Genomic DNA, 15,153 nt, shown 5'->3' with positions numbered 1-15,153 from the left:
TGCTTAAGTCAATCTTTGTGCCAATATTAAAGCCTTATATAATTTGTCATAAAATCTTAAAACTGTCGTAATATTAGCTGACAATATGACATTTCAAACTGACTGACAGATTTACGGAAACGGGAAATTAGGGCTGTCACGTTAATCTATAATAATTCCAACTAAAATAGAATCAGTATTAATATAATTTGATTTTAAACTATATTTGAAAACCTAAAAATTTAAAATATGTTTACCATAGATCAAATCAAAGCAGCGCACGAAAAAGTAAAATCGGGTGCTGATTTTCCAAATTACATTAAAGATTTAATTGAGCTGGGCGTTCTGGGCTACGATGCCTTTGTTAATGACGGTCATGTAGAATATTTTGGTGAAAATAATTTTAGAGCATCCGAAAATAAAACCTACGATAGCCTTAACATTGCTGCTTCTGCTAACAAAGAACGATTCATCGAGTTTTTAGTAATGCATCAAGACGGTCAAACCGATTATATGACTTTTTGCAACCATGCTGCTCAATGCGGAATTGCCAAATGGCGTGTGGACATTATCGAAATGACTTGTACTTATTATGATAGTACCGAAAACCCAATTCTGATTGAGAAAATCCCAGAATAATACAATTAATTTTAAATAACTGAAACAGATAAAAGAAATCCAATAAATTCACACTGATTATCAATACCATACAACATAAAAACTACCAATTAGTTGTGTGTAATTATTGGAAATCTACTATAAATTCACAACCTTTGTGTAAATAATTAAAATTATGACTGGAGCCGACAATATTAGAAATAGCATCATAGATAAGTTACTTACAATATCTAACAAAGATTATTTATTAGCTCTTTATAAGTTAGTTAGTACAAGTAACATTAACGAAGAAACAATACAGCTTTCAGAAGCTCAAATTTTAATGCTAAATATGAGTGAAGAAGACATTAAAAATAATCGAATTGTATCGCAAGAAGAGTTAGACAAAATGGATTTAGAATGGCTAAAAAGTCTGTAGTTTGGACAGAGACTGCGATAAAGCAGCGACGTGAAATTTTAAAATATTGGACAATCCGCAACAAATCAACTAAGTATGCAGAAAAGCTCATTGACTTGATCAACGAGCGTATTAAACTGATTTCACAAAATCCAGATGTTGGCAAACCTACAAATCACTTAGATACTAGAGAAGCTGCAATGGGAAATTTCAGTATTTATTATAAAAATGATGATAATCAAATCATAATTACTGCTTTTTGGGACAATCGTCAAGATCCAAAAAAATTATTGAAACTACTCAAAAAATAAAACACTATCCTGCAGTTTTGGAAAATTAGATTTTTTGTTAGACATAGAACTCTTTGTTTATCCAAAAATTTACAACAAACCATAAAAAGGCAATTCTGCATAGATAAATAATCCACAGCTATGTCATTAAAAACAAAAAACCAACCATGAAAAAAATCTTTATTACCCTTTTTACGATATGGAATTGCAGCACTTTTGCTCAAACCCATTCCGTAAAAAACTCACCAAAACTTTCAGAAGCAACTCCAAGCAGTGTAGGAATGTCTAGCGAACGACTGGCACGCATTGACAACATGCTAAACAAAGCCGTTGCCGATTCGGAAATCCCGGGAGCTATAGCCTTAGTAGCTCGTAAAGGAAAGATTGTTTATTTAAAAGCTTTTGGAATGGCAGATAATGCTACTTCAAAAACCTTAAAAACAGATGCTATTTTCAGAATTGCATCGCAAACCAAAGCCATAACTACTACAGCGGTAATGATGCTTTGGGAAGAAGGAAAATTCAAACTAGACGATCCCATTTCAAAATACATCCCTGAATTTAAAAATGCACAAGTTTTAGATTCAGTTTATCCCGATGGAAAATACACAACGAAAGCAGCCAAAAGAGAAATTACCATTCGTGATTTAATTACGCATACTTCCGGAATTGGCTACGGCCAAATTGATAGTGATCCTCGTTTCAAAAAAATATATCAGGACGCTGGCGTAACCGATTTATTTACGACCAACAAAATCACCATTGCCGAAAGTGTCAAAAAACTAGCAAAACTGCCTTTGCACCACAATCCTGGAGAAAAATTCACTTATAGTGAAGGATTAGACGTTATTGGGTATTTTATCGAAATTATGTCGGGCATACCGATGGATGAATTTTACAGAACACGCATTTTTGAACCATTAGAAATGAATGATACGTATTTCTATTTGCCTGAATCAAAATACAACCGATTAGTAAGCGTTCAAACCAAAGAAAATGGAAAATGGATTCCGTTTCCAAATACGTTCTACGATACTAATTATCCAAAATCAGGAGCTAAAAGCTTTTTCTCAGGTGGAGCAGGACTTTCAAGCACGGCAAAAGACTATGCTACTTTTTTGCAAATGTTTTTGAACAAAGGAGAATTAAACGGTATTCGTTTGTTAAGCAGAACTACAGTCCAATTTATGTTGACAAACCAAATTGGAGATATTTGGAGCAATAGCGATGCTGGACATGGTTTAGGTTTTAGAGTTTTAAACCAAAAAGGCGAAGATTTAGGCGGGCAAGGTAGCGCAGGAACATTCAATTGGGGCGGTTATTTCAATACCCAATATTTTGCTGATCCAAAAGAAGAATTGATTGGAATTATCTTAAAACAGACTCAAAAAACGAGTGACAATACAGGATGGAAATTCCAAATTTTAGCAGAACAAGCCATTGATGATTAATACATTCGAGAAAATGAAGCCGTTTCAACCATAAGAAACGGCTTCATTTTCTTTTTTATCGAAAGGAGTAAAATCAGCTGAAACAGGATGACATTCAATTTTCATAAAAGTACAATTCACTTCTCCAAAAAAACTAGCCACAGCTACTTCGCTGGCATCTTTTGCATTAGCAATTTTCACCAATGCATTAGGAATACTTAATTGAGTTGGATCAAAAAAGAGCCACTTCCCTCCTACATACGCTTCAAAACAAGCATGAAAATCTGGCGGATCAAGTGCATAAGCATAACCTGTAAAATAACGCGCTGGAATATCTAAAGCGCGGCACAAAGCAATGGCAAGATGAGCAAAATCTTTACAAACACCTTCTTTTAAATTGAGAACATCATAAGCAGAGCGACTAGAATCACTAGTTCCTGCTTTGTAAGCTATCGAATTATAAACCCATTCATTAATTGCTTTGACTTTTGCGAATTCATTCGGTAAATGTCCAAATTGCTGATTAGCAAAATCCAATAATTTATCCGATTCACAATACCTGCTTGGCGAAATAAAAGGCAAAACTTCGTTGTCCAAATCAATAATTGGAATAGATCCTAAAAGCTTTTCATCTGTAATTAACTCATGTAAAACATCAACTTCAGCTTCATAACTAATCGAGAAATTAGTTCCTTTTTCGACCTCCATTTTAATAAAACGAGTTGCTGAATTTTGCAATACAAATTCTTCGTATTTAATTTCAGGAATAATAGTAAGCGATTCTGAAATAATTAGTTGCGTTGCCGAGTTAGCAACCTGAATATTAAAAATAAAGGTTGTTGTAGAAAAAACTTCGTAGGATAAAAAACTGCTTACTTTGGATCTCATTTTGTAAAGATATTAATTATCAGTTAGATTACTTAAGAAACTTAACTGTCCTTAACTTCCGCAGTCGAGTGTCAAATGTTTGAAGAATGCGTAAAAAGAAAAGCTGTTTGAGCGTTAGCGAGTTCTTTTCTTTTAGCATTCGAAAACTAATTTGACCGACGAGGAAGTGTAAGACTTGATTTTTTTGTTTCTTTTTTGATCAAGCAAAAAAGAAAAATGATAACTCTTAATTTTTCACTTTCAATAAAAACGTAAATTCAAAATGAAACAAATAAATCTTGATAACCTTTTTAACAGTAAATTTATCCAAAACTATAAAGAATCTATTTCTTTCTTTTTGGCTTATTTTTTTTTAAATTTACGAGAACTTACAATTATAAAAAGCAAACAGCATGAGCTCTTTTAGCAAACAATTATCTTTTCGTTGGGCCGATTTAGATCCTAATTTTCATCTTCGTCATAGTGTGTATTATGATTGTGCTGCACAACATCGTGTAGAAATTTTAGACAGTCTGGGCTTGACCATGAAAGCATTTCAAACACAGCATTTTGGTCCCGTACTTTTTAGAGAAGAATGTATTTTTAGAAAAGAAGTAAAATTGAATGATTCGATTTTTATCCATACCAAAGTAGCTAAAATGAGAGCCGATGCTTCCCGCTGGTCCATTACTCATGAATTTAGAAACGAAGAAGACCAACTTTGTGCCGCTTTAACTGTAGATGGTGCCTGGATGGACACTAAATTGCGTAAATTAGTCAATCCAGTTCCTGAAATTGCCTTTCAAGCTTTGGCTAGCATTCCAAAATCCGAAGATTTTATCGAATCCTAAAAACAAGAATTGTATTTGAATTTCAATAGCAAAAAAACTATGAAAACTAAAATAGGAATTGTATTATCCGGTGGAGGTGCTCGAGGCATTGGACATTTAGGAATGCTAAAAGCCTTAGAGGAATTTGGTATCAAAGCCTCGCATGTTTCGGGAACAAGTGCTGGTGCTATTGCGGCTGCGTTTTATGCTGCGGGTTATTCGGCAAATGAAATTTTAACGATTCTAAAAAAAGGACAGATCTTTAGTTTTTCCAATCTTTTAATCAAAAGACAAGGCTTGTTTGCAATGAAAGGTTTTCATGATATTTATACCGAATGTTTCCCAACCAACTCTTTCGACGATTTAAAAATCCCATTATATATCGCTGCAACGGATATTCTTAAAGGCGAATTGGTTTATTTTTCGTCAGGAAATTTATCTCAGGCTATTATGGCTTCCTCTTGCCTGCCTTTACTATTTCAGCCCGTAAATTACAACAATACTTTATATGTTGATGGTGGCGTGATGAACAATTTCCCTATAGAACCTTTAATGGGACAATGCGATATCATCATTGGCAGTTATGTTAACTCAATCAAAAAAGAAGTGGATAAAGTAGGAATGAATAACATTTTGGATCGCTGTTTTCATTTGGCTATGAAAAGTTCAGTCGAACAAAAAACGCACAGTTGCAACTTGTATTTTGAACCACCTAATATGAGTCAATTTAGTCTTTACAACCTTAAAAATGCCGATGAAATTTTCGAATACAGTTATCAACATGCGCTTACTTTTGAAGACGAAATCAAAGCGCTTAACATTCATTTGTAAATAATTAATAATGCTATTTTTTTTTAACCACATAAGTCATATAAGTTTTTGTTTTATCCTTTGTCTTGCTTGCGGCTTTATCAATTAGTTCATATAAGTCTAAGGTGAAATTTTTATAAAACAAAAACTTATTGGCATTACTTATGTCTCATTTTTTTAATCTGCATTCTTTATTCTATTTTCTTTTCTCTTTATTCGATTTTCTGCTTTCTGTCTTCTAACTTCCATCTCCCAACTTCTTTTCTTATCTTTACGGTCAATAAAAACAGATCCTTTTTCATGAATACTGCCACTCATTGGAATATTTTATTATCCAATCAAATCAATAAAAAAGAGTTTATAGAAACCATTCTTTCTGGAAATGCCACTGCCGAATTAGCGCCTTTTAATAGTCTAAAAGGAATTCTTTATTCCGATTTAGCCATTGATCATTTTATCCAAAAAGAATTCCAATACCTCGAATTGACTGCGGTAGATTCTAACCGAAAATTGAGCACTTTTTCTTCGGGACAACGCAAAAAGAAATTCCTTCAATATTGCATCAACCAAAATCCTGATTACATCATTTTTGATAATCCAATGGATCACTTAGACCAGGCTTCCAGAGTGGAATTATCAAAATCATTGGAAGAAATGGCTTCAAAAATCAAGATTATTCAGTTGATTAATCGTGCTGCCGATGTATTGCCTTTTATTTCGAATAACAGACAAATTAATTCGGATGCTTTTGTACTGGAAGAAATAACTACCGAAGCTCACGAAACTAAAATAATAACACAATCCGGAATTCCGCAGCCAGCACATGCGATCGAATACAACCAAAAAATTCTCGTTCAGATGAATGATGTAAACGTAAGCTACGAAGGTCGTCCTGTGGTTCACAACATCAACTGGACGATTCAACAAGGCGAATTTTGGCAACTTATTGGCCCCAATGGTTCCGGAAAAAGTACGCTTTTGTCACTGATAAATGGAGACAGCCCGAAAGGTTACGGACAGGATTTACATCTTTTTGGTCACAAAAAAGGAAGCGGTGAAAGTGTTTGGGACATCAAAAAAAACATCGGTTATTTTGCTACCAATATGACGAGTTTGTTTCAACGAAATCACACACTGGAACAAATGATTTTGTCTGGTTTTTTTGACTCGATTGGATTGTATGATTTGCCAACAACTTTACAGAAAAACATTGCCGATCAATGGTTAGACTTAATCGGGATGAAACAGCTGAAAAACAAAATGTTCAAACGACTTTCTGTTGGTCAACAACGTCTTGCCATGATTGTGCGTTCGGTTTTAAAACATCCGCCATTGGTTATTTTAGACGAACCTGTTGAAGGTCTTGACGATGAAAATGTAGCTATGGTTACCCAACTCATCAATTTACTAAAACAAGAATCCAATATGACTATTGTTTATGTTTCGCACCGCATTGAACCCAATTTAGCACCCAATTCTATTTTCGAATTAATTCCAGCCAGTGAAGGTTCTATAGGAGTCATAAAATAACGCCGTTCAATGTCAATTTCAATATCAATCTTTTAATTATTTATAAATATTTACCTCTATATTTGTTAGAAATACATAACCCAGTAGCGAGTATAAACCCTAAAATAGGTAGATTGTCACTACTTTGTAGCGGGTATATAACAGTTGGTGGTAATTTTCGAGAACCACGAACATAAAACTATATTTTGCTCACAAATTAACTATTAGAAAATGAATAATTATTTACTTGATAGTGGGATTTTTTTTAAAGAAGTCTCCAGAAGAATACAATTAGAAATGTCTGACAATGAAGTAATACAATTGTCTTTTAATTTGGCATTAGGTTGTGAAAGACTATTAAAAGGTATTCTCTATGACATCAATCCAACATATATTTTAATTGAGCCAGATTTCAAACATTCTTTAAAAACATTGTATTCACATAAAATCATTTCAGAAGCAATGGCATCCAAAGAATTAGCTACTAAACCTAATCCAGATGTAATTTCGTTTAACAATAGTTTGCTTAAGGCACAACATATATCAAACACTGTGGCAAGCCATAAAAATATTCTTTTTGCAATTTCTAGAGCAAGAGATATTATCGCACATTGTGAATTGAATTTATTAGAAAAAAACAAAATAAAAGAGGTTTTACAACGTGATTTCTATACAATGCTTAAATCTTTTTCAGATGAATTAGATATTAAACAATCACATTTTTTTGATGGTAGCCGTATAAAATTATCTAGAATTTCAGGCTCATTACAAACTGATTTAAATAAAAAAATGTCATTATTATTCGAAACACATCTCGCAACATGGCAAATTTTAAAAGGTAGATCTGGGTTTGTCGTAGAAAAAGATTCAATTACAAAAGAAATATTAAAGACTGAAAATAAAGAAAGTATTGACTGTCCAGCATGTGAAAGTACAGCAGTAATATATTTGAAACCAATTATTGAATTTGATCAGTTAAAATTAGAAGAGGAAATAATAGGTTTCGAAGTAAAAAAATTGAAATGCCAATATTGTAAATTAGAAATACAAGATTCTTCAATTCTTGATAAACTAGGAATAAGCGACAAAAAAGTTCATAAAAATAAAAATTGTGCTTATTGTGGTGTAGAAATGGCGAAAGATGAAGCTTGTGAAACTTGTGAAAATTGTGAAAATTCAAATTGGAACGCTAATTAAAACTACCGCTAACAGCTAGAGTTTCGTTGGGTGCGTAGCACCAACAACGAAACTCCTGTTGAACGAAACCGCTTTACATCCATCAGGCTTAATGTAAAGTTGGTTTTGTATTTAGAACGATTCACATAACCAATAACTTTTTTTCCTAACTTTGTCTCTATGATGATAATCGACCAAAATAAAGAATCTTTAAAAAAACTTTGCAATATTTATAATGTTGACAAAATGTATCTTTTTGGTTCTGCATTAACCTCAAAATTCAATGATAAAAGCGATATTGATTTTCTGGTAAAGTTTAAAACTATTGAGCTTTCAGAATATTTTCAAAACTATCTTAGCTTAAAAGAAAAATTAGAATCTTTATTTGGTCGTGAAGTGGATTTACTAGAAGAACAGACTTTAAAAAATCCAATTCTTATAAATTCGATTAATAAATCAAAAGAATTAGTTTATGGATGAACGAATTTTAAAATGGTTATTTGATGTCAAAATGTCAATTGAAGAAATTGACGGTTTTTTCCAATCTAACGAAAAAGACTTTTTTTAATACAGACAAAATTTGATGCTAAAAAGAGCTGTCGAAAGAAATCTTGAAATCATAGGTGAAGCAATAAACAGAATTTTGAAAAGCGATCCAACATTTGAGCAAAAAATCACTAATGCAAAAGCAATAATTGGTTTACGAAATCAAGTAATCCATGCTTATGATAATATTTCTGATGAAAGTATTTGGTCAATTTTGATAAATCATCTCCCAAAATTAAAAACTGAAATTGAGATTTTAATAAAATAATAATTAAAGTTAACAGAATAGCTACTACACCTCACTTTCAGAAAACCAAACCCAAAAACCCAACATTTTTTTCATCATTTTTACAAAAACCTTGAATTTTCATTTGAATTTCCTTTCTTTTGTTGCTTAAAAAATTATTTTCCATAACTTCGTTTTTTAAGAAGTTTATTCAAAACAAACACAGCAATTCATGATACAACAGGAAGAAGAATTCAAGAGAACCATTGGCGTATTTGGTTTGTCGGCTAATATTATGAATGTTATTATTGGCGCAGGAATTTTTGCTTTACCCGCTATAGTTGCTGCATCAATGGGTTCTTCGAGTATTATTGCTTATGTTTTTTGTGGACTCTTGATGGCGCTTATCATGCTTTGTTTTGCAGAAGCTTCCAGCAAAGTGACACAAACTGGTGGCGTTTATTCGTATATAGAAACAGCTTTTGGCCCTTATGCTGGTTTTTTAGCAGGCATTTTTACCGTATCAGGAACTTTATTGGCTGACGCTGCAGTTTCTAATGCTTTGGTCAATGTTTTAGGATCAGCACATCCTATTTTTGAATTAGCCTGGATGCGAATACTGTTTTTAACCATCGTATTTTTTGGTTTGGCTTTTGTGAATGTTATTGGGGTCAAACAAGGCATTGGTTTGGTAAAAATCAATACGGTTGCAAAACTAATTCCCTTGTTATTATTGGTTATTTTTGGCTGGGAAGCGGTTTCGGTAGACAACTTAACCATAGAAAGTTTTCCTGATATCCAGCAATTAGGCAAAACCTCTCTTATTTTGTTTTTTGCATTTCAAGGCTGCGAATCGGGAATTGTGGTTTCGGGCGAGGTCATCAATCCCAAACGAACGATTCCAAAAGCTATTTTTATTAGTATTTCGGCAATTGTTATTCTTTATATGCTCATTCAAACCATCGCTCAGGGAGTGTTAGGCGATCAGTTACCAAAATTTACCGCTACTCCACTTGCTGCAACTGCTAATGTTATTTTTGGTCCAATTGGTTTTATCATTCTAACTATTGGAGCAGCTATTTCTATGTTTGGTTTTTTAAGTGGCGATATTCTAAACAATCCCAGAACGCTTTATGCCTTGGGTCGCGACAGAGTGATTCCGATAAAAGCCTTGGCTAAAATCCATCCTTCGTTTGCTACTCCATATATTGCTATTATTGTTTATGCTTTACTGGGTTTTACCATTGCGGTTACTGGAAGTTTTGAAAGTTTGGTTGTGATTGCCAGCAGCTCGATATTAATTGTTTATTTGGGAGTCGTTTTAGCCGTAATCAAATTGCGTTACACTCAAAAATCAAAACCAGATGAATTTACTATTCCTGGCGGACTTACCATTCCAATAATTTCCATCAGTATTATTCTTTATTTTTTATCGAATTTAACTCAAAACGAAATCATTGGAACGTTGATTGCAATTGGCGTTTTATCTGTTATTTATGCTTTGATTTATTTTTCGAAGAAAAAATAAAATTTCTTTTCTCTGGCCCTAAAGGGTGGAAATGTTCTTCAAAATTTATCAAAATTGCACCCTTTAGGGTTTGGGGAATTAATTTTGATGAATTTTAAACAGGCTCCTAAACAAATTACACCAATTTACACAAAATGCAATGGGCTTTAATTTCACTAATCAAAAATAGTTAAAGTGTGTTTTCCTTTAAACTTCTAAAAACATTCACCGCAAATTATTTTCACTTTCGAAGTCTTTAAATTTGTGAATTTGCGGTTGATTTTTCCTCGCTATAAAGTATCCTGCCTGCCATGCAGGATGAACATTTGCTTTCCATTTTCTTATCTTCGTTAATTCCAAAATTGAATCGCCTTTAATAAATTTGAATAGTAAAAGGGCATTCTTTTTGTGGAGACCAAGCTTTATTAACCTTTATTAAAAAAAATGAAAAAAATCTGTTTATTCATTCTTGCTTTATTAGCAATTACTCCAAAAACATTTTCGCAAAAAAACAATAAAGATCTTTTTCCTGATGGAACAAAAATTCCAGATTGGTTTTTAGATGCAACAAAAATTAATCCAAGCGATTTAGGTAAATTTTACTCCATTACCGATTATGGCACAGTTAACGATAGTACTATTGTACAAACGGCGGCCATCCAAAAAACGATTGACGAAGCTTACAACAATGGCGGTGGAGTTGTTGTAATTCCAAAAGGGACTTTCATGAGCGGTGCTTTGTTCTTTAGAGCCAATACGCATTTGCATGTAACGGAAGGAGCAACTTTAAAAGGTTCAGATAACATCAACGATTATCCAAAAATGCCTTCCAGAATTGAAGGACAAAGTATTGAATATTTCACGGCTTTGGTTAATGCTTATGGTATAAACGGATTCACCATTACAGGAAAAGGTACTATTGATGGAAACGGATTGAAATTTTGGGAAGCTTTTTGGCAAAGAAGAAAAGAAAATCCACAATGTACTAATCTTGAAGTTTCCAGACCACGTTTAGTATTCATTTGGAAATGTGATAACGTTCAGGTGCAAGATGTAAGATTACACAATTCGGGTTTTTGGACAAGTCATTACTACCAATGCAACAATGTAAAAATTCTTGATGTTCATATTTTCTCTCCACACGAACCAGTAAAAGCGCCAAGTACTGATGCTATTGATATTGACGTGTGTACAAACATGTTGATTAAAGGTTGCTACATGGCTGTAAATGATGATGCTATTGCATTAAAAGGCGGAAAAGGACCTTGGGCGGATAAAGATTTTAGCAATGGAGGAAATGAAAATATTATTATTGAAGATTGTGAATTTGGATTCTGTCATGCTGCTTTAACAAGTGGTAGTGAAGCCATTCATAACAAAAATATCCTGATGCGTAATTGTACTATTAATGATGCCAAGAGACTTTTATGGTTGAAAATGCGTCCAGATACACCACAAAATTACGAGTACATTACTGTTGAAAACATCAAAGGATATGCATACAGCTTGATTTATGTAAAACCGTGGACGCAATTTTTTGATTTAAAAGGTAGAAAAGAAGTTCCACTATCGTATTGTGATAATATCACACTAAGAAATATTGACTTAAAATGTGATGTTTTCTACGATATGAAAATCACAGAATACGACAAATTAACCAACTTTACTTTTGAAAATTTAAAAGTAGAAGCTAAAAATGATGCTATTGATAAAAGCATCATTAAAGGTTTAAAACTTAAAAATGTAGTTGTTAATAATAAAGTAATTAAATAATTATTTTTACTTATAGAAATTCTAATCACCAAAGGGTATAATATCATTATTATGCCCTTTGGCTTTTTTAAAAACCATTTCTTATGAAACTACTCCTCTGCTATTTTTCAATATTTCTTGTTTTTTTGACCGCTAGTGCTAGTGTTAAGGCTCAAAACACGCCTGCTCCTATAAAACTAGTTCAAATTATTCTAACCGCCAATCATCCCGATTGGAATTACAAACTCAATGAAGAAGCCATAATAAAAATTAGTGTTCTTAAATATGGTTCTCCAGTTAAGAATGTGGAAATTGAATACCAATACGGTCCGGAACAATTAAATCCAGAAAAAAAAGGAACTCTCAAACTAGCAAATGGTATTGGCGAAATCAATATTGGAACAACTAATACTCCTGGTTTTCGTCAATTAAAAGTGCAGACTAATATTGATGGTTATATTTATAAAAATGAAATCAATGTGGGTTTTGCTCCTTTTGAAATAAAACCAACGGTCAATTTACCAAAGGATTTTTATGCCTTTTGGGAAAAAGCCAAAGCCGAAAACAAAAAAATTCCTATGGATGCTGTAATTACTCACAAGCCGGAATTATCCACCGCGACTGTGGATGTTTATTTAGTTCGTTTGCAAAATTATAAATTAGGTCAATACTTTTATGGTTATTTAAGTAAACCAAAAGACGATAAAAAACATCCTGTTTTATTCAACCCACCAGGTGCTGGAGTAAAAAAAATAGTTCCTATAACTGCTTATGCCGAAAAAGGTTTTATCAGTTTTACAACCGAAATTCATGGTGTTTCTCCTGAAATCAACGATACTGATTTTGAAAATATGAGAGAAAAACTAAAAGACTATTGGGCTATCGACTTAGACAACAAGGATAATTATTATTACAAAAAAGTATATTTAGACGGTGTTCGCGCTATTGATTTTTTAACCAGTCTTCCTGAATTTGACCAAAAAAATGTAGTAGTAACAGGTGGAAGTCAAGGTGGCGCATTGACTATTGTTGCCGCTGGAATTGACAAAAGAGTGAATTATATTGCATCATTTTATCCTGCATTGAGCGATAATACAGGCTATTTGAACAATAGATCTGCTGGATGGCCTTTTATGTTTAGTGATAAACATCAAAACAATACCCCTGAAAAAATAAAAACAATGGAATATTATGATGTGGTGAATTTTGCCCGTAAAACTACCGTTCCTGGTTTTTATTCTACTGGTTATAATGATAATACCTGTTCACCCACTTCTACTCTTTCGGCATTTAATTCAGTAACAGCATCTAAAGAAATTGTTATTACTCCTATTTCTGGACATTGGCGATTTGGAGAAACCGATGATACATCCATCAAATGGTTACAAGAAAAATGTGGAATAGAATAGCCTAAATACCTTTTGAAAGATTAGTAATCCGTTATATATCTCATCCAAATTTGTTTTACTACTTTTACAGCTTCAAAAACTACGACTATGTCCACAGCGAAAAAAGACTATAAAAAAATTACAACAAAGTCCTTAATTGATATGAAAGCACACGGAGAAAAAATCTCCATGTTAACTGCATACGATTTTACGATGGCTAAAATTGTTGATTCTGCTGGAATCGATGTAATCCTTGTGGGAGATTCAGCCTCAAATGTAATGGCTGGACACGAAACTACTTTGCCAATTACTTTAGACCAAATGATTTATCATGCTTCTTCGGTAGTAAGAGGAGCCGAAAGAGCTTTAGTAGTAGTCGATTTACCTTTTGGTAGCTACCAATCGGATCCAAAAGAAGCCTTACGTTCTGCCATTCGAATCATGAAAGAAAGCGGTGGTCACGCCGTGAAATTAGAAGGCGGTAAAGAAATTAAAGAATCCATCAAAAAAATATTAAACGCTGGAATTCCTGTAATGGGACATTTGGGTTTAACGCCACAATCTATTTACAAATTTGGAACTTACACTGTAAGAGCCAAAGAAGAAGAAGAAGCTCTTAAACTAATTGAAGACGCAAAACTATTAGAAAAACTAGGTTGTTTCTCTTTAGTTTTAGAAAAAATCCCAGCAAAATTAGCCCAACAAATTGCCGAAAGCATCAGTATTCCTGTTATTGGTATTGGAGCAGGTTCAGGAGTAGACGGTCAAGTATTAGTTATCCACGATATGCTGGGAATGAACAATGAATTTAGTCCGAGATTTTTACGCAGATACATGAACCTTTTTGAAGGAATGACTTCAGCTATCAGCCAATATGTAAGCGATGTTAAATCTACCGATTTCCCTAACGAGAAAGAACAGTATTAAGATTTTCGACTTTTATTAGTCATTATTTATCTGAAAAAATGCTCGAAATAGCACTTAGCTTCATCAGAATTTCTGATGATAGTGAAGAGAAATTATTTCGAGCTTTTTACATACTAAGAATCCTTTTAGTAAAACTGTTATTTTTGTATTCAAATTAAAGCCATTAATGAAAGAACTTTCAAATAAAAACAACCTTCAGGTTTTGCACGAAGACAATCATATTATTGTAATCAACAAACGTGTTGGCGACATTGTCCAAGGCGATAAAACGGGAGATAAACCGCTGAGTGAAGTTGTTAAAGAATACATTAAAGACAAATACAACAAACCTGGCGAAGTTTTTCTAGGTGTAGTGCATCGTTTGGATCGACCTACAACTGGAATTGTAGTTTTTGCCAGAACCAGTAAGGCTTTAACCCGATTGAATGAGTTATTTAAAAACAGAGAAACTCAAAAAACCTATTGGGCAGTTGTAAAAAACAAGCCTTTGGAAAAGCAAGCAAAATTGATTCATTACATCAAAAGAAACGAAAAAAACAATACTTCCAAAGCACATTTAAAAGAAGTTCCAGATAGCAAAATGGCAAGTTTGGATTACCAAATCATCAAAGAACTCAATAATTATGTGGCATTGGAAATCAATTTACATACGGGAAGACATCACCAAATTAGAACGCAACTTTCCGCTATTGGCTGCCCAATAAAAGGCGATTTAAAATATGGATTCGATCGTAGTAATCCGGATGGAGGAATTCATTTGCATGCCCGAAAATTAGTTTTTATACATCCTGTTTCTAAAGAATCGCTTACTGTGGTTGCTCCGGTTCCAAATGAAGTTATTTGGAATGCAATTTAATTTTTAGAATACAGCAAAAAATAAAAACCTTAAATTTATACCATA

At 33.1% G+C, this 15,153-nt stretch carries 16 protein-coding genes; 15 read left to right on the top strand and 1 reads right to left on the bottom strand.

Going from position 1 to position 15,153, the window contains the following annotated elements:
• Positions 1-228 precede the first annotated feature (228 nt).
• The 4 genes from AAGV33_RS03565 to AAGV33_RS03550 all read left to right on the top strand — a co-directional run bounded on the left by AAGV33_RS03565 (position 229) and on the right by AAGV33_RS03550 (position 2,735).
• On the top strand, positions 229-618 hold the full coding sequence (locus AAGV33_RS03565; protein WP_373390574.1) for a DUF1398 domain-containing protein: 390 nt from the start codon (positions 229-231) through the stop codon (positions 616-618).
• Between the two features lie 154 nt (positions 619-772).
• Positions 773-1,015 carry a hypothetical protein gene (locus tag AAGV33_RS03560; RefSeq protein ID WP_373390573.1) on the top strand — a complete coding sequence of 81 codons (243 nt, stop codon included), beginning with the start codon at positions 773-775 and terminating at the stop codon, positions 1,013-1,015.
• Positions 997-1,305, top strand: a complete 309-nt coding sequence (locus AAGV33_RS03555) for a type II toxin-antitoxin system RelE/ParE family toxin (RefSeq protein ID WP_373390572.1) — start codon at positions 997-999, stop codon at positions 1,303-1,305. Before AAGV33_RS03560 ends, AAGV33_RS03555 begins: the two co-directional genes overlap by 19 nt.
• Positions 1,306-1,451: 146 nt before the next feature.
• Positions 1,452-2,735, top strand: coding sequence for a serine hydrolase domain-containing protein (locus tag AAGV33_RS03550; protein ID WP_373390571.1), 1,284 nt, complete (start codon positions 1,452-1,454; stop codon positions 2,733-2,735).
• Positions 2,736-2,759: 24 nt separating this feature from the next.
• Here the strand turns inward: AAGV33_RS03550 and AAGV33_RS03545 are convergent, their stop codons facing one another.
• The gene (locus tag AAGV33_RS03545; RefSeq protein WP_373390570.1) at positions 2,760-3,602 is read right to left on the bottom strand and encodes a transglutaminase-like domain-containing protein; all 843 of its coding nucleotides are present in this window, start codon (positions 3,600-3,602) and stop codon (positions 2,760-2,762) included.
• A gap of 392 nt (positions 3,603-3,994) precedes the next feature.
• Here AAGV33_RS03545 and AAGV33_RS03540 point away from each other — a divergent pair, with 392 nt between their 5' ends.
• The 11 genes from AAGV33_RS03540 to AAGV33_RS03490 all read left to right on the top strand — a co-directional run bounded on the left by AAGV33_RS03540 (position 3,995) and on the right by AAGV33_RS03490 (position 15,108).
• The gene (locus AAGV33_RS03540) at positions 3,995-4,432 is read left to right on the top strand and encodes an acyl-CoA thioesterase (RefSeq protein ID WP_373390569.1); all 438 of its coding nucleotides are present in this window, start codon (positions 3,995-3,997) and stop codon (positions 4,430-4,432) included.
• Positions 4,433-4,471: 39 nt separating this feature from the next.
• A complete protein-coding gene (locus AAGV33_RS03535) occupies positions 4,472-5,242 on the top strand; it encodes a patatin-like phospholipase family protein (protein ID WP_373390568.1) in 771 nt (256 codons plus the stop codon).
• Between the two features lie 279 nt (positions 5,243-5,521).
• Positions 5,522-6,751 (top strand): ATP-binding cassette domain-containing protein, encoded by a 1,230-nt coding sequence (locus AAGV33_RS03530; RefSeq protein ID WP_373390567.1) that lies wholly within the window; start codon positions 5,522-5,524, stop codon positions 6,749-6,751.
• A gap of 210 nt (positions 6,752-6,961) precedes the next feature.
• Entirely contained in the window at positions 6,962-7,927 is a 966-nt protein-coding gene (locus AAGV33_RS03525; RefSeq protein WP_373390566.1) for a hypothetical protein, read from the top strand.
• Positions 7,928-8,086: 159 nt separating this feature from the next.
• Positions 8,087-8,386, top strand: a complete 300-nt coding sequence (locus AAGV33_RS03520) for a nucleotidyltransferase family protein (protein WP_373390565.1) — start codon at positions 8,087-8,089, stop codon at positions 8,384-8,386.
• 103 nt (positions 8,387-8,489) lie between these two features.
• Positions 8,490-8,720: a HepT-like ribonuclease domain-containing protein gene (locus tag AAGV33_RS03515; protein WP_373390564.1), complete on the top strand. Its 231-nt coding sequence runs from the start codon at positions 8,490-8,492 to the stop codon at positions 8,718-8,720.
• Positions 8,721-8,910: 190 nt separating this feature from the next.
• Complete coding sequence (locus tag AAGV33_RS03510; protein WP_373390563.1) at positions 8,911-10,206, top strand: APC family permease; 1,296 nt, start codon at positions 8,911-8,913, stop codon at positions 10,204-10,206.
• 423 nt (positions 10,207-10,629) lie between these two features.
• Positions 10,630-11,958: a rhamnogalacturonidase gene (locus AAGV33_RS03505; protein ID WP_373390562.1), complete on the top strand. Its 1,329-nt coding sequence runs from the start codon at positions 10,630-10,632 to the stop codon at positions 11,956-11,958.
• Between the two features lie 83 nt (positions 11,959-12,041).
• Positions 12,042-13,346 (top strand): acetylxylan esterase, encoded by a 1,305-nt coding sequence (locus AAGV33_RS03500; RefSeq protein WP_373390561.1) that lies wholly within the window; start codon positions 12,042-12,044, stop codon positions 13,344-13,346.
• Positions 13,347-13,433: 87 nt separating this feature from the next.
• Positions 13,434-14,252: a 3-methyl-2-oxobutanoate hydroxymethyltransferase gene (gene panB, locus AAGV33_RS03495; protein ID WP_373390560.1), complete on the top strand. Its 819-nt coding sequence runs from the start codon at positions 13,434-13,436 to the stop codon at positions 14,250-14,252.
• A 166-nt stretch (positions 14,253-14,418) separates the two neighbouring features.
• Entirely contained in the window at positions 14,419-15,108 is a 690-nt protein-coding gene (locus AAGV33_RS03490) for an RluA family pseudouridine synthase (RefSeq protein WP_373390559.1), read from the top strand.
• Positions 15,109-15,153: the final 45 nt, after the last annotated feature.

Source organism: Flavobacterium magnesitis (assembly GCF_041729735.1).
Taxonomy (GTDB): Bacteria; Bacteroidota; Bacteroidia; order Flavobacteriales; family Flavobacteriaceae; genus Flavobacterium; species Flavobacterium magnesitis.
This window is presented reverse-complemented; position numbering and strand designations above follow the sequence as displayed.

Bases quoted from the DNA above. Each gene is read 5' to 3' on its own strand.
- AAGV33_RS03565 (WP_373390574.1), top strand. From the start codon at position 229: ATGTTTACCATAGATCAAATCAAAGCAGCGCACGAAAAAGTAAAATCG.
- AAGV33_RS03560 (WP_373390573.1), top strand. From the start codon at position 773: ATGACTGGAGCCGACAATATTAGAAATAGCATCATAGATAAGTTACTT.
- AAGV33_RS03555 (WP_373390572.1), top strand. From the start codon at position 997: ATGGCTAAAAAGTCTGTAGTTTGGACAGAGACTGCGATAAAGCAGCGA.
- AAGV33_RS03550 (WP_373390571.1), top strand. From the start codon at position 1,452: ATGAAAAAAATCTTTATTACCCTTTTTACGATATGGAATTGCAGCACT.
- AAGV33_RS03545 (WP_373390570.1), bottom strand. From the start codon at position 3,602: ATGAGATCCAAAGTAAGCAGTTTTTTATCCTACGAAGTTTTTTCTACA.
- AAGV33_RS03540 (WP_373390569.1), top strand. From the start codon at position 3,995: ATGAGCTCTTTTAGCAAACAATTATCTTTTCGTTGGGCCGATTTAGAT.
- AAGV33_RS03535 (WP_373390568.1), top strand. From the start codon at position 4,472: ATGAAAACTAAAATAGGAATTGTATTATCCGGTGGAGGTGCTCGAGGC.
- AAGV33_RS03530 (WP_373390567.1), top strand. From the start codon at position 5,522: ATGAATACTGCCACTCATTGGAATATTTTATTATCCAATCAAATCAAT.
- AAGV33_RS03525 (WP_373390566.1), top strand. From the start codon at position 6,962: ATGAATAATTATTTACTTGATAGTGGGATTTTTTTTAAAGAAGTCTCC.
- AAGV33_RS03520 (WP_373390565.1), top strand. From the start codon at position 8,087: ATGATGATAATCGACCAAAATAAAGAATCTTTAAAAAAACTTTGCAAT.
- AAGV33_RS03515 (WP_373390564.1), top strand. From the start codon at position 8,490: ATGCTAAAAAGAGCTGTCGAAAGAAATCTTGAAATCATAGGTGAAGCA.
- AAGV33_RS03510 (WP_373390563.1), top strand. From the start codon at position 8,911: ATGATACAACAGGAAGAAGAATTCAAGAGAACCATTGGCGTATTTGGT.
- AAGV33_RS03505 (WP_373390562.1), top strand. From the start codon at position 10,630: ATGAAAAAAATCTGTTTATTCATTCTTGCTTTATTAGCAATTACTCCA.
- AAGV33_RS03500 (WP_373390561.1), top strand. From the start codon at position 12,042: ATGAAACTACTCCTCTGCTATTTTTCAATATTTCTTGTTTTTTTGACC.
- panB (WP_373390560.1), top strand. From the start codon at position 13,434: ATGTCCACAGCGAAAAAAGACTATAAAAAAATTACAACAAAGTCCTTA.
- AAGV33_RS03490 (WP_373390559.1), top strand. From the start codon at position 14,419: ATGAAAGAACTTTCAAATAAAAACAACCTTCAGGTTTTGCACGAAGAC.